Consider the following 22,820-nt stretch of genomic DNA (forward strand, 5'->3'; position numbering starts at 1 on the left):
CGAAGCGCGGAAAGTGTCGGCGCCGGGCCGTAAACTCGGCCGTGATGTCGACCGCACCGATTTCCCCCAGACCCTCAGATGAGAGCGGACCCTCAGGTGGGAGCTCCTCGGATGAGAGCCCGTTGCTCGACGGGCTGAACCCGCAGCAGCGCGCCGCCGTCGTGCACGAGGGCGGTCCCCTCCTGATCGTGGCCGGTGCCGGATCGGGGAAGACGCGCGTCCTGACCCACCGGATCGCCCATCTGCTGAGCCGGCGCGGTGCCCACCCCGGCCAGATCCTGGCGATCACCTTCACCAACAAGGCCGCCGGTGAGATGAAGGAGCGCGTCGACGCGCTGGTCGGCCCCCGGTCCAGGGCCATGTGGGTGATGACCTTCCACTCCGCCTGCGTGCGGATCCTGCGGCGGGAGGCGAAGCGGCTCGGCTTCCCCACCAGCTTCTCGATCTACGACCAGGCCGACTCACAGCGGCTCATGGCACTGGTCTGCCGCGAGCTCGACCTCGACCCCAAGCGCTACCCGCCGAAGTCGTTCTCCGCACAGGTGAGCAACCTCAAGAACGAGCTGATCGACTACGAGACCTTCAAGGACCGCGCGTCGACGCACATGGAGCAGACGCTCGCCGAGGCCTATGAGATGTACCAGGCGCGGCTGCAGCAGGCCGGCGCGCTCGACTTCGACGACCTGATCATGACGACGGTCAACCTGCTGCAGGCCTTCCCCGAGGCCGCCGAGCACTACCGGCGCCGGTTCCGGCACGTGCTGGTCGACGAGTACCAGGACACCAACCACGCGCAGTACGAGCTCGTACGCGAGCTCGTCGGCAGGCCGAGCGCCGACGTGGGCGCCATCGAGCCCGCCGAGCTCTGCGTCGTCGGCGACGCCGATCAGTCGATCTACGCCTTCCGCGGCGCGACGATCCGCAACATCCTCGAGTTCGAGCGCGACTACCCGAACGCGACGGCCATCCTGCTGGAGCAGAACTACCGTTCCACTCAGACGATCCTGTCGGCGGCCAATGCGGTCATCGAGCGCAACAGCGACCGCAAGCCCAAGAAGCTCTGGTCCGACCAGGGCTCCGGCAACAAGATCGTCGGCTATGTCGCCGACAACGAGCACGACGAGGCGGCGTTCGTCGCCCAGGAGGTCGACCGGCTCACCGACGAGGGCGAGACCACGCCCGGCGGCGTCGCGATCTTCTACCGCACCAACGCGCAGTCCCGTGTGTTCGAAGAGGTGTTCATGCGGGTCGGGCTGCCGTACAAGGTCGTCGGCGGGGTGCGCTTCTACGACCGCAAGGAGGTCCGCGACCTGCTGGCCTACCTGCGGGTGCTCGCCAACCCCGAAGACACCGTCAGCCTGCGGCGCGTCCTCAACGTGCCCAAGCGGGGCATCGGCGACCGGGCCGAGGCGTGCGTCGAGGCCTACGCCTCCCGCGAGCGGATCAGCTTCTGGCAGGCACTGCGGCTGCCCGAGGACGTGCCCGCCCTCGCGACCCGGTCGCTCAACGCCATCCGCGAGTTCGTGGCGCTGCTCGACGATCTGCGGGCGGCGGCGGAGTCCAAGACGCCGGCCGAGCTGATCGAGTCCGTGCTGATCAAGACCGGTTATCTCGCCGAGCTCGAGGCGTCCCGCGACCCGCAGGACGAGACCCGGATCGAGAACCTCCGGGAGCTCGAGGCGGTCGCCCGCGAGTTCGAGGACCGCCTCGACGGCGAGGCGGCCGAGGGGCGGCTGGTCGACTTCCTCGAGCAGGTCGCGCTGGTCGCCGACGCCGACTCCATCCCCGGCGGGCCGCCCGGCCCCGTGCCGCCCGGCGAGCGGGCTCCCGAGACCGAGCAGGGCGTCGTCACCCTGATGACCCTGCACACGGCCAAGGGCCTGGAGTTCCCCGTCGTCTTCCTCACCGGGATGGAGGACGGGGTCTTCCCCCACCTGCGCGCGATGAGCAACCCCAAGGAGCTCGAAGAGGAGCGGCGGCTCGCCTACGTCGGCATCACCCGGGCCCGGCAGCGCCTCTATGTCAGCCGGGCCGTGATGCGCAGTTCATGGGGGGCGCCGCAGGTCAATCCGGCGTCCCGGTTCCTCGCCGAGGTGCCCGACCCGCTGATCCGGTGGGAGCGGGCGGCGTCCTCGCCGTCGTCGTCGGCGATGACATCGATGGCCGCGCGTCCCGGCGTGCGCTCGCCCGGCAACCGGGCGGTGCCCTCGTTGTCGGCCGGCGACAAGGTCACCCACGACTCCTTCGGCCTCGGCACGGTCGTCGCCGTCGACGGCGCGGGCGAGAAGGCCGCGGCCACCATCGACTTCGGCGGCGACTACGGCGTGAAGCGCCTCATCCTCCGCTACGCCCCGGTCGAGAAGCTCTGATCCGCCGGCCCGGCACGTCGCCGGGGGCCCGAGTCCGCGGATCGGGACCGGCTGCGGTTACCCTGCGCTGGTAGGCCGTACCGACTGGAGGCAACTGATGAGTGCTCCGATCCGCGTGGTGATCGCCAAACCGGGTCTCGATGGCCACGACCGTGGGGCCAAGGTCGTCGCCCGGGCCCTGCGGGACGCGGGCATGGAGGTCATCTACACCGGGTTGCACCAGACGCCGGAGCAGATCGTCGAGGCGGCGCTGCAGGAGGACGCCGCCGCGATCGGGCTGTCCATCCTGTCGGGAGCGCACATGACCTTGTTCGCCAAGCTGGTGAAGCTGCTGGAGGAACGCGACGCCACCGACATCGTCGTCTTCGGCGGCGGCATCATCCCCGACGACGACATCCCCGAGCTCGAGCGCCTCGGGGTCGCCAAGATCTTCACTCCGGGCGCGACCACTCAAGAGATCGTCGAGTGGGTGCGGGCCAAGGTCCCCGTCGACGCCTGACACCGCCCGTCACGGTTGGACCTCCCGTCACGTGATGACCTCCCGTCACGGCATGGATCGCCCGTCACGGCATGGATCGCCCGTCACGGGATGGGCAGCCGCCCGTCCAGCGCCTCGAGGGCGAGCACAACGAGGGAGGCGGTCCAGCCCAGCGGAGCGACCGCCGCGGGCCGGCCGTACTGGTCCACCTTCTCCGGCAGTACGCCCAGGGTGGTGCGGTGCCCAGCCAGCCAGTCCAGCCAGTCGGCCGCCTCGGCCCGCTGACCGGACGCCGCGGCGGTCAGCGCGAACATGGCGGTCTCCGGAGTCCACGCGACCTCACGGTTGCCCGCCCAGCGTTCGCCCGGGAGCACCCCGCCGCCGGGGAGCCGCAGTTTGGCGGCGGCGGTGTGCACAGCCGTGTCGACGGCCGGGTCGTACGCGGCGAAGGGCGGGGCGAGGAACGTCACCGCCGCGTCCATCGCACCGCCCTTGATCGGGGAGCGTGGATACCCGTACGGCGCGAACTGCCGTGAGATCGCCGCCGACAGCCGGTCGGCGGCCATCCGCCACCGGTGCGTCTCCTCGGTGGCCCCGCGCGTCCGCGCGATCGCCGTGGCGCCGCGCAACCCGGCGAGTACGGCGCCGACCACCCCCAGCGTGGGCCGTCGCGGGTCCTCCTCCGCCTGGGGGCTGCGCTCCCAGTAGTCCGAGGAGGGCGGCGGCAGGCCGTCGGCTCCGAGTGTGGCCGACAGCCGGTCGGCCGCACGGCGCACCATCGGCCACAGCTCCGGAATGTTCCTGGTGCCCGGATCATGCACGGTCAGGAACCATCCGGCCCACAGCACCCAGCCGAGCGAGTCGAGCTGGAACCGGCGGCCGTCGGTCACGGCGCTGCCGTCGGTCTCATAACGTGCCGCCCACATCCCGTCCTGGTCCTGGACCCGGGCGAGGAAGCGCAGGATCCGCCGCGCCTCGGGGGCGTGCCCCGTCGCGGCCAGCGCGGCGATGGCGAAGGCCGAGTCGCGGGGCCACACGAACCGCCACGCCCCGTACCACGAGGCGATCGAGGCGCCGCTGGGCCGGGTGAGCAGCCGCAGGTCCAGCAGCGCGCGGGCGGCCATGTTGCGGTGCACCGGCAGCGTGCCGGGGACCTTCCCGGCCCGCAGCCACGACCGGTCCGTCCGCAGGGCGACATCGACACGGGGATCTTCGCGGAGGACGGTCACCGGATCCTCGGCCCCGAACGGGATGAACCGCGCCCGGCCGTCGCGCAGCAGCACCACCGAACTGTCCGGCAGGTACGTGGCTCCGTAGGCATCCAGCGGATCGAGCGGCTCGCTGGCGAACGGCCACCCGCCCCCGCCGACGAGTCCCGGGCTGCTCCACTCCGGCAGGTTCCGGTCGGGAATGGTGGCTCCACAGGTGGCGGCCAGTGCGGCGATGACCAGAAGTGCGACTACACGCCGTATCGTACGCGTCGTGGCGCTGGTCACCAGTGCGTTCCTCCCGGTGATGACAGGTACGGTCTTCCCCCTGCGGGCTGCTCGGACGCGCGTTGTTCAAATCGGGTTTACCCCGATGTGTCTTTACTGTACCTATCCGTCATCGTGAGACCGGACCCGGCGGAGCGATCACAGGCCGTGGCCAACTAAGCTGCCTGGTCGGAGCGGACCGCTGAGTGGCCGCGCGCACAGCCCGCCTGTGAGCGTTTCTGTACGTGTGGGCACTGGAGTGTCCGGAAGGGCGTTGCCGAACTACCCGCGCCGCTCGTACGCAGTGTTCCCCGCATGCGTTACGGCCCGGATTGTCCGGCATGCTGAAGGCTGTCGATCCGTTAAGGACGAACCCTCGTGGATCTGTTCGAACATCAGGCGAAGGAGCTCTTCGCGCAGTACGGGGTACCGGTGCCGGCCGGCAAGGTGGCTCGTACCCCTCAGGAGGCCAGGGCGATCGCGGAAGAGTTCGCCGCGGCCGGTACCTCACGTGTCGTGGTGAAGGCGCAGGTGAAGACGGGTGGGCGGGGTAAGGCCGGTGGTGTGAAGCTGGCCGACTCTCCCGCTGACGCCGAGGAGAAGGCCGGTCGGATCCTCGGTATGGACATCAAGGGCCATACGGTCCACAAGGTGCTGGTCGAGGAGGCCAGTTCGATCGCGCAGGAGTATTACTTCTCGTTCCTGCTGGATCGTGCGAATCGTACGTTCCTGTCGATCTGCTCGGTCGAGGGTGGGATGGAGATCGAGGAGGTCGCCGCGACCAACCCGGACGCGGTGGCCAAGGTGCCCGTGTCGGCGCTGGCGGGGGTCGACCGCGTCACGGCGCGTGAGATCGCGCTGAAGGGCCGACTGCCCGAGCAGGCGCTGGAGGGCGCGGCGGAGCTGATCGAGCGGCTGTGGGCCGTCTTCGTCGATGAGGACGCGACGCTGGTCGAGGTGAATCCGCTGATCTTGACGGCGGATGGGCAGGTCAAGGCGCTCGATGGCAAGGTGACTCTGGATGGTAACGCGGAGTTCCGGCAGGAGGATCACGCGGCGCTGGAGGATGAGGCGTCGGCGGATCCGCTGGAGGCCAGGGCCAAGGCCAAGGATCTGAACTACGTCAAGCTGGACGGCACGGTCGGGATCATCGGCAATGGTGCGGGCCTGGTGATGTCGACCCTGGACGTGGTGGCGTATGCGGGTGAGTCGTTCGGCGGGCAGCGCCCGGCGAACTTCCTGGACATCGGTGGTGGTGCGTCGGCCGAGGTGATGGCCAACGGCCTGGAGATCGTGCTCTCCGACCCGTCCGTGAAGAGCGTGTTCGTGAACGTCTTCGGTGGCATCACCTCCTGCGACGCGGTCGCCAACGGCATCGTGTCCGCCTACCAGCTGCTCGCCGACCGCGGTGAGCGGGTGGACCGCCCGCTGGTGGTCCGGCTGGACGGCAACAACGCCGAACTCGGACGAAAGATCCTGGCCGACGCGGCGCTCCCGGGCGTCGAGCAGGTCGAAACGATGGACGACGCGGCCAAGCGCGCCGCCGAACTCGCAGCGGCAGGTGTGTGAGCAATGGCTATCTGGCTGACCGAGAGCAGCAAGGTCATCGTCCAGGGGATGACCGGGTCCGAGGGCTCCAAGCACACCGGCCGCATGCTTCGGGCCGGTACCGACGTGGTCGGTGGCGTCAACGCCCGCAAGGCCGGGCAGAGCGTCGACTTCGACGGCAAGGCGCTGCCGGTGTACGGGACCGTCGCCGAGGCGATGGCCGAGACGGGCGCGGACGTGTCGGTGGTGTTCGTGCCGCCGAAGTTCACCAAGGACGCCGTGACCGAGGCGATCGACGCCGAGATCGGTCTCTGTGTAGTGATCACCGAGGGCGTCCCGGTGCACGACACCACGTGGTTCTGGGACTACGCGCTGTCCGAGGGCAAGGTGACCGCCGACGGCACGCCCAAGACGCGGATCATCGGCCCGAACTGCCCCGGCATCGCATCACCCGGCAAGTCCAACGCGGGCATCATTCCGGCCGACATCACCACCCCGGGCCGGATCGGCCTGGTGTCGAAGTCGGGCACGCTGACCTACCAAATGATGTACGAGCTGCGTGACATCGGCTTCTCCACCTGCGTGGGCATCGGCGGCGACCCCGTCATCGGCACCACCCACATCGACGCGCTCAAGGCCTTCCAGGACGACCCCGACACCGAGGCCATCGTGATGATCGGTGAAATCGGCGGCGACGCCGAAGAACGCGCCGCGGCCTACATCGAAGAGCACGTGAGCAAGCCCGTCGTCGGCTACGTCGCCGGGTTCACCGCGCCCGAGGGCAAGACCATGGGCCACGCCGGCGCCATCGTCTCCGGCTCCTCCGGCACCGCCCAGGCCAAGAAAGAGGCACTGGAGAAGGTCGGCGTCCGCGTCGGCAAGACGCCGAGCGAGACCGCGCGGCTCATGCGCGAGCTCATGCGGAGCCGATGACCCCCTGGTGATCTGGTTTGAAAACGGCTCCCCGGCCGGGGACCTGTTTTCAAACCAGATCACTGCAGGGAGAGTGGGCCGGCCGGGTCCCGGTTCGGCGCCGGTCCCTCACTGTCGTGATCATGCGATCGTTCGCGTGATCCGTACGTTGGCGCGCGTGAGCCGCGGCGCGATCGTGCGGCGTTGATCAGCGGCGTTATTCATGGGCAAACAGCGACACGCCGGGCGTGCGGGCGCGGTCGAGGGTGGGCGGCTGCCAGCATTGGTCGCGTGAGCGACGTGACCCCGGGAGACGAGGGCTCCGGCCGTGCGGGCGGTGCCCCCCGTGAGGCGAGCGTCATCGGTGCGCCGGGTGCCGCCGAAGATGGTGCCGCCCGTAAGGCCGCCCGTATGAGCGGTGGTGCGGGCGCTGCGGGCGCTGCTCGCGCCGGTGCCGCCGGCGAGGTCGGCGTCGACGCGGACCTCAACGGTGATGCCGCTGAACGCGCTGGAGCCTCGCGGCCGCTGGTCGTGACCGGTATCGTCGCCGCCGCCTGGTGCGTCGGCATCGGGCTGGCCGTGCTGACCACCGTCACCCTCGTCGGCTGGACAGCCGCCCCGCGCGCCGCGCTCGGTCCCGGGCTGCCGGGGGTGTTCCGCACCGCTGTGAACTTCTGGCTGGTCGCCCACCACGCGGGATTCTCGCTGCAGGATGGGCGGGTCGGGCTTCTGCCGCTCGGGCTCACCGTGCTGCCGGGAGCGCTGCTCTACCGCAGCGGCGGATGGATCATCCGGGTCACCGAGGTCCGGGGCCGTCAACGCATCGGCGTCATGCAGGTCGCCCTGGCGCTGGCCGGCCCCTACGCGATCCTCGCCGGGCTGCTCGCGCTCACGGCGCGTTCGTCGGTCGTCCGGCCGTCCGCGTGGCAGGCGCTGCTCGCCGGATTCCTGCTCGCCGCCTTCGCGGGCGGGCTGGGCGCCGCCCGCGCGCTGGTCGCCGCCGGCGGCAAGCGGGTGCGGTCCGGTCTCTGGGCGCTTCTGCGGCTGCTGCCGGAGCGACCGCGCTCGCTGGTCGTGGGCGTGGTCGGCGCCACCGCGGTGCTGCTCGCGTCGGGCGCGCTGCTCGCCGGAACGTCCTTGGCGATGGACCTGCCCGAGGCCAAGGCGTCCTATGACGCGCTCGCCCCCGGGTTCGTCGGGGGGTTCCTGCTGCTGCTCGTCGAACTGGCCTTCCTGCCCAACGCGGTGATCTGGGCGATGGCCTACGCCATCGGGCCGGGTTTCTCCGTCGGCGCGGGCACGAGCGTCTCGCCGACCGGGGTCTTCCTCAACGTCGTGCCCCTCTTCCCGCCCCTGGCCGCGCTGCCCGAGCCCGGCCCGGCACCGCTGCCCTCGCTGCTCGCGTTGGCGGCGCCCTTCGTGGCCGGTGCCGTGGGCGGCGTGCTGACGATCAGAGCCATGCCCAGCCCCGTCTACGAGGCCGCGCCGCTGTGGGGTTTCGTCTCAGGTGCTCTGACGGCCTGCGTCGCCGCCGTGCTGGCCGCGCTGTCCGGTGGGCCGCTCGGCGGTGGCCGGCTGGCCCTGATGGGGCCCTCCGCCTGGCAGGTCGGGCTGCTGGCGGCGCTCGAGGTCGGGGTGTCCGCGGCGATCGCCGCATGGGTGACGAACTGGGCACTGCTCCGCCGGGCGGGCGGTCCCGGCGGCGCGGCGGAGGCCGAACCGTCCACCGAACCCACCAAGCCCTCCAAGCCAACGAAGCCCACCAAACCGGCCAAACCCGGCAAGCCGGCCAAGGCCGGTAGGTCCCGGAAAGCGGGCAGGGCCGCCAGGCGCGCTGGGCGCGCCGAGCCGGGCAAGCCCGGTGACGCCGCGAAGCCGGGCGGCGGGGACGGAGCCCCAGAGCGGACGCCGGTGCCGCCGGGACGGGCGAAGCCGTCGGTCCTGATCCAGCCGCCGGTGCAGTTCGTCGACCCCGAGCCGGTGCTCGGCACGCGCAAGGCCGCGTCGCGCAAGACCGGCTCCGGCGGCGGCGCGGCCGGGCAGAGGTCCGCGGCCCGGAGCCCCGAGCCCCCAGCGGTGGAACCCACCCCGGTCCCCGCGCCCCGCGACGAGAAAGAGATCGCCGAGCCGGTGCCCCCGGAGGCACCGGACGCCGCGGAGGCGCCCGACCCCGGCCCTGAAGCCGAAGATGAGGCGCAGCGGGAGGTCGAGAACCGAGGCGGCGCGATCTACGTACTCAGGAAGCAGCCGCCGGAGGCTTGATCGCCGCCTGATCGCCGGGCTCGGCCACCACTCTCAGCGCCGGCCGGCGATCTCAGCGGAGGGTCTCAGAGGAGGTCGCCGTACCTCGACATGCTTCCCTCCGGCAGGTTCAGCTTGTTCTCGATCCGGGGGAACCACTCCTGGCGGCAGGTCTGCTTGTCGCTGTTGGTGTTCGCCTTGCCCAGGCACTCCTGGTAGCCGCTCATCTCCGGCCACAGGATCACCGTGAGCACCAGCGAGAAGGCGGAGAAGGCGAGCCCGATGCCGCCGAGCACGATCCCGGCGATCGCCCCGGGTGCGGTACCGCTGTTCCGCTTCGCCCGCCGGCGTGCCCGCACGCCGATGACCAACGCGGCGATGGCGGCCACCAGGCCCAGAGGGGCGAAGAACACCGTCAGCAGCGCGGCCAGGACGCCGAGCCACAAGGCCTGCCAGCCGCCGCGATCGGCCGGCCGTGGCTGACCCGGCACGCCCGGTGGCGTGGGCATCGAACCGAACTCTGACCGCTCGGACGCGTCCTGTTCGGGTGGCGCGGTGCTGTTCCCAGCTCCCTGACGGGCGGGGGCCCCCGCCTTCCGCGCCGGGTCCTCACTCACGTTTCCTCCAGTTGGCGAGCACGACATCACGTTCATGTGCGCACGACCGGTGTCGATAAACTGCCTGGCGACGGGCGAGTTCGTCCGCAGACCACGACCGTCCACCAGGGAGTCACGGTGTCCGCCCGGCTTGTCGTCCTCGTCTCCGGCGCGGGGACCAACCTACAGGCGCTGCTCGACGCGTGCGCAGATCCAGCCTACGGTGCCCGGGTCGTGGCCGTGGGCGCGGACCGCGACGGGACCGTGGGATTGGAGCGGGCCGAGCGGGCCGGACTGCCGACGTTCGTGGTCCGGACGCCCGATCACGCGTCCCGTGCGGAGTGGGACCTGTCCCTCGCCCGAGCGGTCGGCGCGTACGAACCCGATCTCATCGTCTCGGCCGGGTTCATGAAGATCCTGGGTTCCGGGTTCCTCGACCGGTTCGGCGGCCGGATCGTGAACACGCATCCGGCGCTGCTGCCGGCGTTCCCCGGGGCGCACGCCGTGCGCGACGCCCTGGCCTACGGGGTGAAGGTGACGGGCTGCACCGTCCACTTCATCGACGAGGGCGTCGACACCGGCCCGGTGATCGCGCAGGAGCCGGTCCCGGTGCGGTGGCACGACGATGAGACGTCCCTGCACGAGCGGATCAAGCAGGTGGAGCGCCGGCTCCTGATCGACGTCGTCGGGCGGCTCGCCCGCGACGGATGGACCACCCGGGACAGACGGGTGTCGATGAAGTGCCAGACCTGCCGTACGGATGAGGGGAGCCCGACAGGTGAGTCGCGTCGCGAGGAGTGAGCCGGTGGGGACGAACCCGATCAGGCGCGCGCTGATCAGCGTTTATGACAAGACCGGTCTGGCGGAGCTCGCCAAGGGGCTGCACGAGGCCGGTGTCGAGATCGTCTCCACGGGGTCGACCGCGGGCCGGATCGCGGAGGCCGGCGTGCCGGTGATGCGGGTGGAGAAGCTCACGGGCTTCCCCGAGTGCCTGGACGGCCGGGTGAAGACCTTGCATCCCAAGGTCCACGCGGGCCTGCTCGCCGACCGCCGTAAGGACGATCACCTGCAGCAACTCGAGGACCTCGACGTCGAGCCGTTCGATCTGGCCGTGGTCAACCTCTACCCGTTCACCGCGACCGTCGCCTCCGGTGCCGAGCCGGACGAGTGCGTCGAGCAGATCGACATCGGCGGCCCGTCCATGGTGCGGGCGGCCGCCAAGAACCACGCCTCCGTGGCCGTGGTGGTCGATCCGGGGTCGTACGGCGCGGTGCTCGAGGCGGTGCGCTCCGGCGGCTTCACGCTCGATCAACGCCGCCGGCTGGCCGCTCGCGCGTTCGCGCACACCGCCGCGTACGACGTGGCGGTGGCCTCATGGTTCGCGAACGTCCATTCCCCGGCGGACGACTCCGGCTGGCCGGACTTCCTGGGGGCCACCTGGGAGCGCGCGGCGGTCCTGAGGTACGGCGAGAACCCGCATCAGCGGGCGGCTCTCTACACGGACGGCGGCGGCAAGGGCCTCGCGGCCGCGGAGCAACTGCACGGCAAGGAGATGTCCTACAACAACTACGTCGACGCCGACGCGGCACGGCGTTCGGCATACGACCACGCCGACCCCTGCGTGGCGATCATCAAGCACGCCAACCCGTGCGGCATCGCGGTGGGCGGCGACATCGCCGAGGCGCACCGGAAGGCGCACGCCTGCGACCCGCTGTCGGCGTTCGGCGGTGTGATCGCCACCAACCGCGAGGTCTCCGCCGAGATGGCCCGTCAGGTCGCCGAGATCTTCACCGAGGTCGTCGTCGCGCCCGGCTTCGCCGACGAGGCCGTGGAGATCCTCACGCGCAAGAAGAACATCCGGCTGCTGCGCTGCGCCGACGACGGCCCGGTCGATCCCGGTGAGTTCCGGCGCGTCGACGGGGGAGTGCTCACCCAGACCGTCGACCGGCTCGACGCCCCGGGCGACGATCCATCGACGTGGGAGCTCAAGGCGGGCGCTCCCGCCGACGAGGCCACCTTGCGCGATCTGGCGTTCGCCTGGCGGTCGTGCCGCTCGGTGAAGTCCAACGCCATCCTGCTGGCGGCCGACGGGGCCACCGTCGGGGTCGGGATGGGCCAGGTCAACCGGGTCGACTCCGCACGGCTCGCGGTGTCGCGCGCGGGCGACCGCGCGGCCGCCTCGGTCGGGGCCTCCGACGCGTTCTTCCCGTTCCCTGACGGGCTCGAGGTGCTCACCGACGCGGGTGTCCGCGCGGTCGTCGAGCCCGGCGGTTCGGTCCGTGACGCCGAGGTCATCGAAGCGGCGGAGAAGGCCGGGATCACGCTCTACTTCACCGGAGCCCGGCACTTCTTCCACTGACCGGCACCCCGGCCACGAGGACTCTCGCCCCATCGCCGGGTCACGCCCGCGCGGTGTTGTAATCTCGGCGGGAACCCGCGTGCTCGTCCCGTCCCTCTGCCGGCACGCCCCCGACTCCTGAGGAACAGCCGTGGACATCCTGGTGAGCTTTGTCCTGTTGACCGTGACCGGGGTGTCGCGTGTGGGTCCGCTGGCGGCGCCGGTGCTCGCCGTACTCGCCGCCCTCGTGGCCGGCTACGTCGGCTGGCAGCTGACGGACCGGCTGATCGCCTGGCGCGAGGACGCCGACTGACGGTGATGATGTAGATGAGCAACTCCGGCCGGTTCTGACCCAACGGGTGGGCACTGCCGTTGTGATCAGCCGGCACGTACCTGAGACAATGACGCTGTGACTGCACAGATCCTGGACGGCAAGGCGACCGCGGCGGCGATCCGCACGGAGTTGAAGCAGCGGGTCGCGGCGCTGCGCGAGCGCGGCGTCGTGCCCGGCCTGGGCACGATCCTGGTCGGCGACGACCCGGGCAGCCGCGCCTATGTCCGCGGGAAGCATCGGGACTGTGCCGAGGTCGGCATCGAGTCGATCAAGCGCGAGCTGCCCGGGACCGCGACCCAGGAAGAGGTCGAGGCGGTGGTCGACGAGCTCAACGCCGACCCCCGCTGCACCGGCTACATCGTGCAGTTGCCGCTTCCGCAGGGGCTCGACGAGCAGGCGGTGCTCGAGCGGATGGACCCGGACAAGGACGCCGACGGGCTGCATCCCACCAACCTGGGCCGGCTGGTCCTGATGAAGGACGGGACGCTGCCGGGCACACCGCGCGGCATCGTCGAACTGCTCGCCCGCCATGACGTGCCGCTGCGCGGCGCCGAGGTGACGGTGATCGGGCGGGGCGTGACGGTGGGCCGGCCGCTCGGGCTGCTGCTCACCCGCCGGTCCGAGAACGCGACCGTCACGCTGTGCCATACCGGCACCAAGGACCTGGCGGCGCACACCCGGCACGCCGACATCGTGGTGGCCGCCGCCGGCGTCCCCGGCCTGCTCACGGCCGGCATGGTCAAGCCGGGCGCCGCCGTGCTCGACGTCGGCATCACCCGCACCGAGGCCGGGCTCGTCGGCGACGTCGCCCCGGCCGTTCACGAGGTGGCGGGCTGGATCGCCCCCATGCCGGGCGGGGTCGGCCCGATGACGCGTGCCATGCTGCTCGTCAACGTCGTCGAGATCGCCGAAGCCGCCGCCGGCTGACGGCCCTCGGGGGACCGTCGGCCGGCGGCGGGCCTCAGGCGATCAGCTGGCCCGCCGGCCCGCTTCGGTCGCCGGGCGGCCGACTGGATTGCCGTGGCCCGGCGGTGCCCCGGGCCGGCGCACTTCGCCGGTGGTGCGGCCGTCGACCGGGCCTCTGGTCTGCTGGGGCACGTGCACGGGCGGCAGCGGCCGTACGAGCCCCATCGCGATCACCTCGTTGGCGAGCCGGGTGCGCCGGTTGACGCCCTCGGGAATCCGGAACTTCTGGTAGAGCCGGAGCAGATGCTGCTTCACCGCCGCTTCGGTGACGACGAGGTCGCCGGCGATCTCACGGGCCGTCGCCGGGGCGACGAACGCCTCATCGGACAGGGCAGGGCGGCACAGCGAGGTGAGCACGTCGACCTCGCGCCGGGTCAGCTCGGGCGCGACCGCGCGCCGCAGCTCGACGTCGGGATCGACCTCCTCACGTGGGATGCCACCCATCCGGCACCGTGCTGTGCCGAAACTCACGACGTCGCCGTCCTCCAAGACGCGGCGGGCGATCGGGCGCCCGTTCACCCGGGTGCCGTTGCGCGACAATCCCATGTCGACGACGTACACGTACGGGCCGCGCCGAACGATCTCGGCGTGAAAGCGGGACACACTCGGGTCGTCGAGACGAACGTCGACTCCTCGGCCACGACCGACCGTCGTGACGTCGGGGCGCAACGCAATCACCATGCCGCTGTCCTCGATCCGTATGAACGGCCCCTCCACGGCACTCCTCCCAGCTAGTTAGCGACCCCTGTCTGGCGGGTTACCCGAAGGAGTCATGGTCACACCCACCTACTGGTGGGTAGCACCGAGGACACAGGGCATTTCGGGCGTTGGGTCGGGATCCCACTAGACTCTTTCGTTGTCAGCGGGTGTGTCAGCGGGTGATCGGCGGGAAAGGAACTCGCGCATGGCCCCCAGACCTTCGAAGGGCCTCGCCGATGTCGTGGCCGCCTCGACGGCGGTGAGCGACATCGACGGGCAGGCCGGCCGGCTGTTCTACCGTGGCTACGACATCCACGACCTCGCCGGCAAGATCAACTTTGCCGAGTGCGTGCATCTGCTCCAGCGCGGAACGCTGCCGACGCGGGGCGAGCTCGCGGGGCTGACCGGCGAACTGGCCGCCGGACGCGAGCTGACCCCGCTGGTGCGGCGCAACATCGAACCGGTCGCGCGGGTCCAGTCGCCGATGGAGGCGCTGCGCAGTTACGTCTCGCTCGCGTCCGGCGAGGATCCGGACAAGGACTCGGGCTCGCCGGAGGCCAACCTGCGCAAGGCGGCCCGGCTCACCGCCCAGCAGCCCGTGCTCGTGGCCCGCTACCACGCGGCCCGGCGGGGCGTCACCGCCCCGGATCCGGACCCCGAGCTCGGCATCGCGGGGAACTTCCTTCTGCAGATCACCGGGGAGCGGCCCTCGCCACGCCAGGCCGACATACTCGACGAGTGCCTGGTGCTGCACGCCGACCACACCATGAACGCGTCGACGTTCGCGGCACGCGTGTGCGCCGCGACGCTCTCGGACATGCACTCCGCCGTCTGCGCCGCCATCGGCGCGCTCAAGGGCACCTTGCACGGCGGCGCCAACGAACAGGTCATGCGCACTTTCCAGGCCATCGGTACCGTGGCCGACGTGGACCGGACCGTGCACGAGAAGCTGGCCGCCGGCGAGAAGATCATGGGTTTCGGGCACCGGGTCTACAAGTCCGAGGACCCGCGTGCGACGCACCTGCGGCGGATGTCGGCCGAACTCGCCGAGACCACCGGAGACGACCTCTGGTACCGGATGTCGCGGCGGATGGAGGATCTCGTCTTCGCCGAGAAGGGCCTTCGCCCGAACGTCGACTTCTACGCCGCGAGCGTCTACCGCTACCTGGGCATCCCGGTGGACCTGTTCACGGCCGTCTTCTCGGTGAGCCGGATGGCCGGCTGGACCGCGCACGTGATCGAGCAGCACGCCGACAACCGCCTGATCCGCCCGGACAGCGAATACATTGGCGATCACGATATGAAGTGGGTCCCCATCAGCGAACGGACCCAGGGGACGGAGCGGTAGTGGCGCAGATCCGCCGACAGCGGCGCACGGGACCGAAGGCCCGCGGCGGTGCGCCGCGCTGGCTCGGCCAGCTGCCGTATCTTTTCGTGCTGTCGGGCACTTTCGCCGGGCTGGCGCTGGTGGCGATGAGGCATCCCAAGCGCGGATCCGTGCTGGTCGCCGCCGCGGTGCTCCTCGGCGCGCTGGCGCGGCTGGTGTTGCCCGAGAGCCAGGTGGGGCTGTTGGCCACCCGGAAACGATGGACCGACGTGCTGATTCTGGTGGTGTTCGCGATCGGCATCGCGGTGACGGCTTATGTCGTTCCGCCGCCCAGGTGAACACCGGGTCCGGGCCGGATCGCCTGGCGCTGTTGCGGGCCCAGGGCTAGATCTTTCCTTAGGCTCGGATAACCTCGCATTGAGCCTTACGAAGGACTGCTTGCCGTTGTGGAGCGAGCCGACGAGCGAGCGCGCCCATGGGCAGGAAAGGGACACCACAGCATGCCCAAGATCAAAGTAGCGGGCCCCGTCGTCGAACTCGACGGCGACGAAATGACACGGATCATCTGGGAGTTCATCAAGGACCAGCTGATCCTGCCCTATCTCGATGTGGACCTGAAGTACTACGACCTGGGAATGGAGCACCGTGACGCCACGGACGACCAGGTCACGATCGACGCCGCCAACGCCATCAAGGAGCACGGCGTCGGTGTGAAGTGCGCCACGATCACCCCCGACGAGGCCCGGGTGGAGGAGTTCGGCCTCAAGAAGATGTGGCGCTCGCCGAACGGGACGATCCGCAACATCCTCGGCGGTGTCGTCTTCCGTGAGCCGATCGTCGTCTCGAACATCCCGCGCCTGGTGCCGGGCTGGACCAGGCCGATCATCATCGGCCGGCACGCGCACGGTGACCAGTACCGCGCGACCGACTTCGTGGTCCCCGGCCCCGGCACGCTGACGATCTCGTTCGTCCCCGACGACGGCGCCGAGCCGATGGAGTTCGAGGTCGCCAAGTTCCCCGGCGGCGGCGTCGCGCTGGGCATGTACAACTACGACGACTCGATCCGGGACTTCGCGCGCGCCACCATGCGTTACGCGCTTGACCGCCGGTTCCCGCTCTACATGTCGACGAAGAACACGATCTTGAAGGCCTACGACGGCCGCTTCAAGGACCTCTTCGAGGAGATCTTCGAGTCGGAGTTCAAGGCCGACTTCGAGGCCGCCGACATCACCTACGAGCACCGGCTGATCGACGACATGGTCGCGCAGGCCCTCAAGTGGGACGGCGGGTTCGTGTGGGCGACCAAGAACTATGACGGTGACGTGCAGTCCGACATCGTCGCCCAGGGCTTCGGCTCGCTGGGCCTGATGACGTCGGTCCTCATGACCCCCGACGGCCGGACGGTCGAGGCCGAGGCGGCGCACGGCACGGTGACCCGGCACTTCCGCCAGCACCAGCAGGGCAAGCCGACGTCGACCAACCCGATCGCGTCGATCTTCGCCTGGACCCGTGGTCTCGCGCACCGCGGCAAGCTCGACAACACACCGGAGGTCACCGCGTTCGCCCACCGCCTCGAGCAGGTGTGCGTCGAGACGGTCGAGGCCGGTCAGATGACCAAGGACCTGGCGCTCCTGGTCGGCAGCGACCAGGGCTGGCTGACCACCCAGGAGTTCCTCAACGCGCTCGACGTCAACCTGCAGAAGAAGAGCAAGACCGCCTAGCGGTCTCGCCCCCGCGTGGGGCTCGGCGTCAGGGGCCGTTCCGGAGCACCGGGGCGGCCCCTGCCACGTCCGATCGGGCGTCCGTAACCTGGGCACCCGCGCGGAAACGGCGCGCGGTAGCCTGACGCGTGGACTATCTCGACGACGAGAGACCCATACGCGGCGGTTCGCCACCCCAGTGATCAGCAGGAGAAACGCAAATGACCGTCAATGTCACCGTCACCGGTGCGGCCGGCCAGATCGGCTACGCACTGCTCTTCCGCATCGCGTCAGGCCAGCTGCTCGGTGCGGACACGCCCGTGAGCCTGCGCCTGCTGGAGATCCCGCAGGCGGTCAAGGCCGCCGAGGGCACCGCGATGGAGCTCGACGACTGCGCGTTCCCGCTGCTGGAGGACATCGAGATCACCGACGACGCCAAGAAGGCGTTCGACGGGGCCAACATCGCGCTGCTCGTCGGCGCCCGCCCGCGCACCAAGGGCATGGAGCGCGGCGACCTGCTGGCGGCCAACGGCGGCATCTTCAAGCCGCAGGGCGAGGCCATCAACGCCGGTGCGGCCGACGACGTGCGCGTGCTCGTGGTCGGCAACCCGGCCAACACCAACGCGCTCATCGCCCAGCAGCACGCTCCCGACGTCCCGGCCGAGCGGTTCACCGCGATGACCCGCCTGGACCACAACCGCGCCGTCGCCCAGCTGTCGAAGAAGCTCGGCGTCCCGGTGTCGGCGATCAGGCGGCTGGCGATCTGGGGCAACCACTCGGCCACCCAGTACCCCGACCTGTTCCACGCCGAGGTGAACGGTGAGAACGCCGCCGCCGCCGTCAACGACGAGGCATGGCTGCGCGACACCTTCATCCCGACCGTGGCCAAGCGCGGCGCCGCCATCATCGAGGCGCGCGGCGCGTCCTCGGCGGCGTCGGCGGCCGGCGCGGCGATCGACCACGTCAGCACCTGGGTGCACGGAACCGCCGAGGGCGACTGGACCTCGGCCGCCGTGGTGTCCGACGGTTCCTACGGCGTGCCCGAGGGCCTGATCTCCTCGTTCCCCGTCGTCGCGCGGGACGGCCGGTACGAGATCGTCCAGGGTCTCGAGATCGACGACTTCTCGCGCGAGCGGATCGACGCCTCCGTCGCCGAACTGGTCGAGGAGCGCGACGCCGTCCGCAAGCTCGGCCTCATCTGAGTCACTGATTCCGGGCGAACCCCGCCGCCGTCCTCTCCGAGCCATCGGAAAGGGCGGCGGTCTTTCCTTTTTGCCGGAATTCTGACGACCGGTCCGAGTGATGGTCAATACTGGGATCTTTCGCGGTATCGCCCGATCAGGAGGACCATCAGGGTGGAGCAGGCCTTTCAAGTCGACCTTCGCGGTGTGGTCGATCTCCTCAGCAGGCACCTCTACTCCAGTCCCCGGGTCTACCTCCGCGAACTGCTGCAGAACGCGGTCGACGCCATCACCGCCCGCGGCGAGGGCCAGGGGAGCATCGCCGTCGAGACCGCGGACGGTGCCCTGCGGATCCATGACGACGGCATCGGCCTCACCGAGGACGAGGTCCACCGGCTGCTCGCCACGATCGGGCGCTCCTCCAAGCGCGACGAGCTCGGCTTCGCCCGCCACGACTTCCTCGGCCAGTTCGGCATCGGGCTGCTGTCGGCGTTCCTGGTCGCCGACGAGATCGAGGTCGTGACCCGGTCGGCTCGCGGCGGCGCGGCGGTCCGCTGGACCGGGCTCGCCGACGGCCGCTACCGGGTCGAGCCAGGCGAACGCGACGAGCCCGGCACCACCGTCACGCTCCGCCCGCGCCCCGGTGCCGCCGACTGGGTGAGCCCGGCGATGGCCGGAGACCTCGCAGACCTGTACGGGTCGCTCCTGCCGGTGCCCATCACCGTCGACGGCCGGCAGGTCACCGGCGACGGGCCGCCCTGGCTGGCCCGACACCCCGATCCCGGCCGCAGGCGCGCCGCGCTGGAGGCCTACTGCCGCGAGCTGTACGGATTCACCCCCTTCGACGTCATCGACCTGGAGGTGCCCGAGGCCGGCCTGACCGGGGTCGCGTTCGTACTGCCGCAGGCGGTGACGCCCACCGGCCGGGGCACGCACCGGGTGTACCTGCGCCGGATGCTGCTCGCCGAGAAGGTCGAGGGACTGCTCCCCGACTGGGCGTTCTTCGTGCGCTGCGTCGTCGACGCCGGCGAGCTCCGGCCGACCGCCGGCCGCGAGGCGCTGTACGACGACGAGCTGCTCGACACGACCAGGCAGGCCCTCGGCGAGAGCCTGCGCGAGTGGCTCGTGCGGCTCGCCGAGACCGATCCGGCGCGGCTGCGCGCCTTCCTCGGGCTGCACAGCCTGGGCGTGAAGGCGATGGCCGTGCATGACGACGACCTGCTGCGCATCGTCGACCGGTGGCTGGAGTTCGAGACCTCGGCGGGGCCGATGACGCTCGCGGAGTTCCGCAGGCGCCATCCCGACGGCCGCTACACCGCGGAGGTGGACGAGTTCCGCAGGCTCTCGGCGGTGTCGGGCGCGCAGGGCGTCGGACTGGTCAACGGCGGTTACGTCTACGACATCGAGATCATCGAGCGGCTGCGCGACATCGACCCGGACGTGCGGCTGAGCCGGCTCGACCCCGCCGAGCTGACCACGCACTTCGGCGTGCTCGACCCGGCGACCGAGCTGAGCCTGCGGCCGTTCCTCGCGGCCGCCCGCCGCGCCGTCGACCGGCTCGGCTGCGAGGTCGTCGTGCGCGACTTCGATCCGGCGTCGCTGCCCGCGCTCTACCTGACCAGCCGGGCGGCCCGGCATCAGGAGGAGCTGCGGCAGGCCAGGGACCTCGCCGACGACCTGTGGTCGGACGTGCTCGGCGCGCTCGAGAACGCGGTCGCGACGGATCGCCCCCAACTGGTGCTGAACCACCGCAATCCGATGGCCCGCCGGGTCACCTCGCTGCGCGAGGACGGCCTGATCGAGCTCGCCGTCCAGGCCCTGTACGGGCAGGCGCTGCTCCTCGGCCACCATCCACTGCGCGCCGCCGACACCGCCGTGCTGAACCGGTCCTTCCTGGGCCTGCTCGACTGGGCGACACGAGGGCCGGACCACGGAGGACCCCGATGAGCACGGACGCCGTGTACCGCCTCATGGAGCGTGCGGGCGAGCTGCCGTACGGCGAGGCCAGGACGGTCCTCGTCGAGGACGCGCTCCGGCAGGCCGAGGCGTCCGGTGACGAGGTCCTCTCCTTCAGGGTGCGGATGGAGCTGGCCACCGCCTACCAGTACGGTGGTGAGCCGATCAAGACGTTCGGCACGTTCAGCCGGTGCCTGGCCGAGCACGACCGCGATCCCGGCCGGTACGGCGAGGACGCCGAGCACCGCCTACTGTGGAAGTTCAAGGCGGTCGTGAACTCGCTCGCGAGCTTTCCCGAGGTCCCGCTCGACCGGACCTACGCGGTGCTCGACGACATGGAGCGGCGGTACCGGCTGGGCGGCCACAGCCTGCACGCCGTCCATGCACGGCGGGAGGGCGTCGCCCGGCATCTGGGCGACGCGGAGGGCGCGGAGCACTGGTATGCGAAGTGGCACGGCGCCGCGCGCGACGAGCTGTCGGACTGCGATGGCTGCGATCCGACCGGCAAGCTGGCCCATCTGGCCTGGCGCGGTCGCGACGAGGACGCTCTGGCGATGGCCGAGCCGGTGCTGCGTGAGGAGTTCCGCTGCAGCGAGCAGCCGCAGGACGTCCTCACCGGCCTGCTGCCCGTCTACCTGCGGACGGGCCGGCTCGACGCCGCACGTGACGCCCATCGCCGGGCCTACCGGATCATGCGCGCCAACGTGCGTGACCTCGGCTCGCTGGGTGACCACCTGGAGTTCTGCGCGCGTACCGGCAATGGGGCACGCGGCCTTGAGATCGTCGAGCGGCATCTCGGCTGGCTCGACCGTGCGCCGAGCCCTTACGCCGCGATGCGGTTCGCGGCGGGCGCCGCGCTCGTTCTCGGCAGGCTGCGGGACGCCGGGTACGGCGACGTCCGGGTGCGCCGTCCTTCGCACGGGGACCGGGTCGCGGGCGAGGTCGCGGTGGCGGCGCTGCGCGAGGAACTGGCCGCCATGGCGATCGAGCTCGCCGCCGCCTTCGACGCCCGCAACGGCACCGATCACCAGAGCGGGCTCACGCGGGCGGTGCTGGACGCCGAGCCGGTCGCCGACCACCTGCCGCTGACCCCCCACGCTCGCGGACCCGTCCCGGCCCCGGGTGCCGAGACCGCCATCGGCGCTGATCCGGAACCCGGCGCGGACCTCGCGGACCCGGCCGAGCTGCTCGACGCGGCGGAACGGCACTGGGCCCGGGAGGAGATCGCGGCGGCGCACGCGGCGTGGCAGCGGTTCGACGCGGTCGCCGGACCGGCCTCCGGCCTGCCGGTCGCGCTCGCCGGACGCCGCGCCGACGGTCACGGCTTCGAACTGATCATGGGTGACGATCCCGAGGGCGCGGTCGCCGCGTGGCGGCGGGCCGCCGGCCTGCACGAGGAGGCCGGGGACGAGGAACGCCGCCAGTCGGCTCTCAGCCGGGTGGGCGCGGTCCTCTGCCGGATCGAGCGGGCCGACGAGGGCATCGCGCTGCTGGAGGCGGCCGCTGGAGGGGCGGTCGCCGAGAGCGCCCCCGCCGGCCGCCGGGTCGCGATGAGGTTGCGGCTGGCCGGCGCGTACGCCCACCTCGGCCGGCCGGCGGATGCCCTGTCGGCGCTCGACGCGACGACCGCCTCCGACCCGGCGGACAGGGCGGCCGTGGACCTGGAGCGGGCCAAGGTGCTCGCCGAGCTGGAGGGAAGGCGGGCCGAGGCGGCGGCCGCGGCCCTGCGGGCCCGCGACGGCTACCGGACGGCGGGACACAAGCGGCCCCTGGCCGAGGCGGCGCTCCTGCACGGCCGGCTGCTCGCCGAGGACGCGGGCTCGGAGGGCGACCCGGCGGGTGAGGCGTTCGCCGAGGCGGTGGTGAACACCCCCGCCGACGCGCCCTTCCTGCGCGCCGCGGCGCACGCGCACCGTGGCAACTGGCTGCTGTCGCGCGACCGGGTTCCTGAGGCGGTCGAGGACCTGATCGAGGCGGTCGCCGGCTTCACCGCGGTGGGCGCCTTCCCGCAGGCGGCCTACGCCCGTCAGGACCTGTGCGCCGGGTACCACCGGGCCGGCCGGCTCCTCGAGGCGGCCGAGGCCGCGGAGGAGGCCCTCGCGATGCTCGCCGAGCTGGGCGACGCCGAGGCCGTCAACCGGTCCCGGTGGATGCTGGCCAACATCCAGCGCGACCTGGGAGAGCTGGAGGAGTCCGCCGAGGCCTTCACCGCGCTCGCCGACGACGTGAGCGCCGCACAGCCGGAGGCCGCCGCCGAGTTCTACGAGAGCGCCGGGGAACTGCTCGGCAGGCTGGACAAGGACGGCATCGCGGCTGAGCGGTTCGCGGTGGCGGCCGAGCTCCACCTCTCGGCGGGGGCGCCGTTCGGGGTCGTGCGCGCCCGTCGTCAGGGCGCGCTGTGCCTGCTGTGGAGCCGGCGGCCCGAGGAGGCCCTGCGGATGATGGAGACGGCGCGGCAGGCCCTCGCGGACCTGCCGGGCGACGAGCCAGAGGCGGCGACGTGGGAGACGGCGCTGGTCGGCTACGACGCGGCGCGGTTGCTGTCCGCGCTCGGCCGGCCGGCGGACGCTCTCGCCCGGGTCGACGAGGCCGTCGCCGGTTTCACCGCGCTCGGCCGTACGGACGCCGCCGAGGCCGCCGCCCGCCTGCGCGCCGAGCTGCTGGAGGCGGCCGCGGAGTGAAGCCGGCCACCGCGGTCAC

The 22,820-nt window shown here is 71.3% G+C and carries 18 protein-coding genes; 15 read left to right on the top strand and 3 right to left on the bottom strand.

Going from position 1 to position 22,820, the window contains the following annotated elements; genetic code table 11:
• Nucleotides 1–122 precede the first annotated feature (122 nt).
• Nucleotides 123–2,369 carry a DNA helicase PcrA gene (gene pcrA, locus HKK74_RS03925; RefSeq protein WP_246491169.1) on the top strand — a complete coding sequence of 749 codons (2,247 nt, stop codon included), beginning with the start codon at nucleotides 123–125 and terminating at the stop codon, nucleotides 2,367–2,369.
• A gap of 97 nt (nucleotides 2,370–2,466) precedes the next feature.
• Nucleotides 2,467–2,868: a coenzyme B12-dependent isobutyryl CoA mutase small subunit gene (gene icmB / locus HKK74_RS03930; protein ID WP_187241657.1), complete on the top strand. Its 402-nt coding sequence runs from the start codon at nucleotides 2,467–2,469 to the stop codon at nucleotides 2,866–2,868.
• A gap of 83 nt (nucleotides 2,869–2,951) precedes the next feature.
• Here the strand turns inward: icmB and HKK74_RS03935 are convergent, their stop codons facing one another.
• The gene (locus HKK74_RS03935) at nucleotides 2,952–4,343 is read right to left on the bottom strand and encodes a glycoside hydrolase family 15 protein (protein WP_312881220.1); all 1,392 of its coding nucleotides are present in this window, start codon (nucleotides 4,341–4,343) and stop codon (nucleotides 2,952–2,954) included.
• A gap of 357 nt (nucleotides 4,344–4,700) precedes the next feature.
• Here HKK74_RS03935 and sucC point away from each other — a divergent pair, with 357 nt between their 5' ends.
• From sucC to HKK74_RS03950, 3 genes are all read left to right on the top strand, one after another.
• A complete protein-coding gene (gene sucC, locus HKK74_RS03940) occupies nucleotides 4,701–5,891 on the top strand; it encodes an ADP-forming succinate--CoA ligase subunit beta (protein WP_187241658.1) in 1,191 nt (396 codons plus the stop codon).
• A 3-nt stretch (nucleotides 5,892–5,894) separates the two neighbouring features.
• Nucleotides 5,895–6,803, top strand: coding sequence for a succinate--CoA ligase subunit alpha (sucD, locus tag HKK74_RS03945; RefSeq protein ID WP_187241659.1), 909 nt, complete (start codon nucleotides 5,895–5,897; stop codon nucleotides 6,801–6,803).
• Between the two features lie 270 nt (nucleotides 6,804–7,073).
• Nucleotides 7,074–9,044: a cell division protein PerM gene (locus HKK74_RS03950; RefSeq protein WP_312881221.1), complete on the top strand. Its 1,971-nt coding sequence runs from the start codon at nucleotides 7,074–7,076 to the stop codon at nucleotides 9,042–9,044.
• A 65-nt stretch (nucleotides 9,045–9,109) separates the two neighbouring features.
• On the opposite strand, the gene HKK74_RS03955 is transcribed toward HKK74_RS03950, so the two are convergent.
• Complete coding sequence (locus tag HKK74_RS03955) at nucleotides 9,110–9,640, bottom strand: DUF4190 domain-containing protein (RefSeq protein ID WP_187241660.1); 531 nt, start codon at nucleotides 9,638–9,640, stop codon at nucleotides 9,110–9,112.
• A gap of 117 nt (nucleotides 9,641–9,757) precedes the next feature.
• Here HKK74_RS03955 and purN point away from each other — a divergent pair, with 117 nt between their 5' ends.
• From purN to HKK74_RS03975, 4 genes are all read left to right on the top strand, one after another.
• The gene (purN, locus tag HKK74_RS03960) at nucleotides 9,758–10,420 is read left to right on the top strand and encodes a phosphoribosylglycinamide formyltransferase (RefSeq protein ID WP_187241661.1); all 663 of its coding nucleotides are present in this window, start codon (nucleotides 9,758–9,760) and stop codon (nucleotides 10,418–10,420) included.
• 4 nt (nucleotides 10,421–10,424) lie between these two features.
• The gene (purH, locus tag HKK74_RS03965; protein WP_312881222.1) at nucleotides 10,425–11,978 is read left to right on the top strand and encodes a bifunctional phosphoribosylaminoimidazolecarboxamide formyltransferase/IMP cyclohydrolase; all 1,554 of its coding nucleotides are present in this window, start codon (nucleotides 10,425–10,427) and stop codon (nucleotides 11,976–11,978) included.
• Nucleotides 11,979–12,108: 130 nt separating this feature from the next.
• Nucleotides 12,109–12,270 (top strand): hypothetical protein, encoded by a 162-nt coding sequence (locus HKK74_RS03970; protein WP_187241663.1) that lies wholly within the window; start codon nucleotides 12,109–12,111, stop codon nucleotides 12,268–12,270.
• Between the two features lie 96 nt (nucleotides 12,271–12,366).
• On the top strand, nucleotides 12,367–13,218 hold the full coding sequence (locus HKK74_RS03975; RefSeq protein ID WP_187241664.1) for a bifunctional methylenetetrahydrofolate dehydrogenase/methenyltetrahydrofolate cyclohydrolase: 852 nt from the start codon (nucleotides 12,367–12,369) through the stop codon (nucleotides 13,216–13,218).
• A 42-nt stretch (nucleotides 13,219–13,260) separates the two neighbouring features.
• Here the strand turns inward: HKK74_RS03975 and HKK74_RS03980 are convergent, their stop codons facing one another.
• Entirely contained in the window at nucleotides 13,261–13,974 is a 714-nt protein-coding gene (locus HKK74_RS03980; RefSeq protein WP_187241665.1) for an FHA domain-containing protein, read from the bottom strand.
• Between the two features lie 187 nt (nucleotides 13,975–14,161).
• Here HKK74_RS03980 and HKK74_RS03985 point away from each other — a divergent pair, with 187 nt between their 5' ends.
• From HKK74_RS03985 to HKK74_RS39575, 6 genes are all read left to right on the top strand, one after another.
• Nucleotides 14,162–15,304, top strand: coding sequence for a citrate/2-methylcitrate synthase (locus HKK74_RS03985; RefSeq protein WP_187241666.1), 1,143 nt, complete (start codon nucleotides 14,162–14,164; stop codon nucleotides 15,302–15,304).
• Complete coding sequence (locus tag HKK74_RS39570) at nucleotides 15,304–15,621, top strand: DUF3017 domain-containing protein (RefSeq protein WP_222721927.1); 318 nt, start codon at nucleotides 15,304–15,306, stop codon at nucleotides 15,619–15,621. The genes HKK74_RS03985 and HKK74_RS39570 overlap by 1 nt, the downstream gene beginning before the upstream one ends.
• 162 nt (nucleotides 15,622–15,783) lie before the next feature.
• Entirely contained in the window at nucleotides 15,784–17,004 is a 1,221-nt protein-coding gene (locus HKK74_RS03995) for an NADP-dependent isocitrate dehydrogenase (protein ID WP_187241668.1), read from the top strand.
• Between the two features lie 200 nt (nucleotides 17,005–17,204).
• On the top strand, nucleotides 17,205–18,185 hold the full coding sequence (locus HKK74_RS04000) for a malate dehydrogenase (RefSeq protein WP_187241669.1): 981 nt from the start codon (nucleotides 17,205–17,207) through the stop codon (nucleotides 18,183–18,185).
• 153 nt (nucleotides 18,186–18,338) lie between these two features.
• Complete coding sequence (locus HKK74_RS04005; protein WP_187241670.1) at nucleotides 18,339–20,111, top strand: HSP90 family protein; 1,773 nt, start codon at nucleotides 18,339–18,341, stop codon at nucleotides 20,109–20,111.
• A complete protein-coding gene (locus HKK74_RS39575) occupies nucleotides 20,108–22,801 on the top strand; it encodes a hypothetical protein (protein WP_246491170.1) in 2,694 nt (897 codons plus the stop codon). Before HKK74_RS04005 ends, HKK74_RS39575 begins: the two co-directional genes overlap by 4 nt.
• Nucleotides 22,802–22,820: the final 19 nt, after the last annotated feature.

The organism is Actinomadura alba (genome assembly GCF_014323705.1).
Taxonomy (GTDB): Bacteria; Actinomycetota; Actinomycetes; order Streptosporangiales; family Streptosporangiaceae; genus Actinomadura_C; species Actinomadura_C alba.

What these genes read in the sequence shown, in the direction of transcription:
- icmB (WP_187241657.1), top strand. Translation starts at nt 2,467, where the DNA reads ATGAGTGCTCCGATCCGCGTGGTGATCGCCAAACCGGGTCTCGATGGC.
- sucD (WP_187241659.1), top strand. Translation starts at nt 5,895, where the DNA reads ATGGCTATCTGGCTGACCGAGAGCAGCAAGGTCATCGTCCAGGGGATG.
- HKK74_RS03985 (WP_187241666.1), top strand. Translation starts at nt 14,162, where the DNA reads ATGGCCCCCAGACCTTCGAAGGGCCTCGCCGATGTCGTGGCCGCCTCG.
- HKK74_RS03995 (WP_187241668.1), top strand. Translation starts at nt 15,784, where the DNA reads ATGCCCAAGATCAAAGTAGCGGGCCCCGTCGTCGAACTCGACGGCGAC.
- HKK74_RS04000 (WP_187241669.1), top strand. Translation starts at nt 17,205, where the DNA reads ATGACCGTCAATGTCACCGTCACCGGTGCGGCCGGCCAGATCGGCTAC.
- HKK74_RS39575 (WP_246491170.1), top strand. Translation starts at nt 20,108, where the DNA reads ATGAGCACGGACGCCGTGTACCGCCTCATGGAGCGTGCGGGCGAGCTG.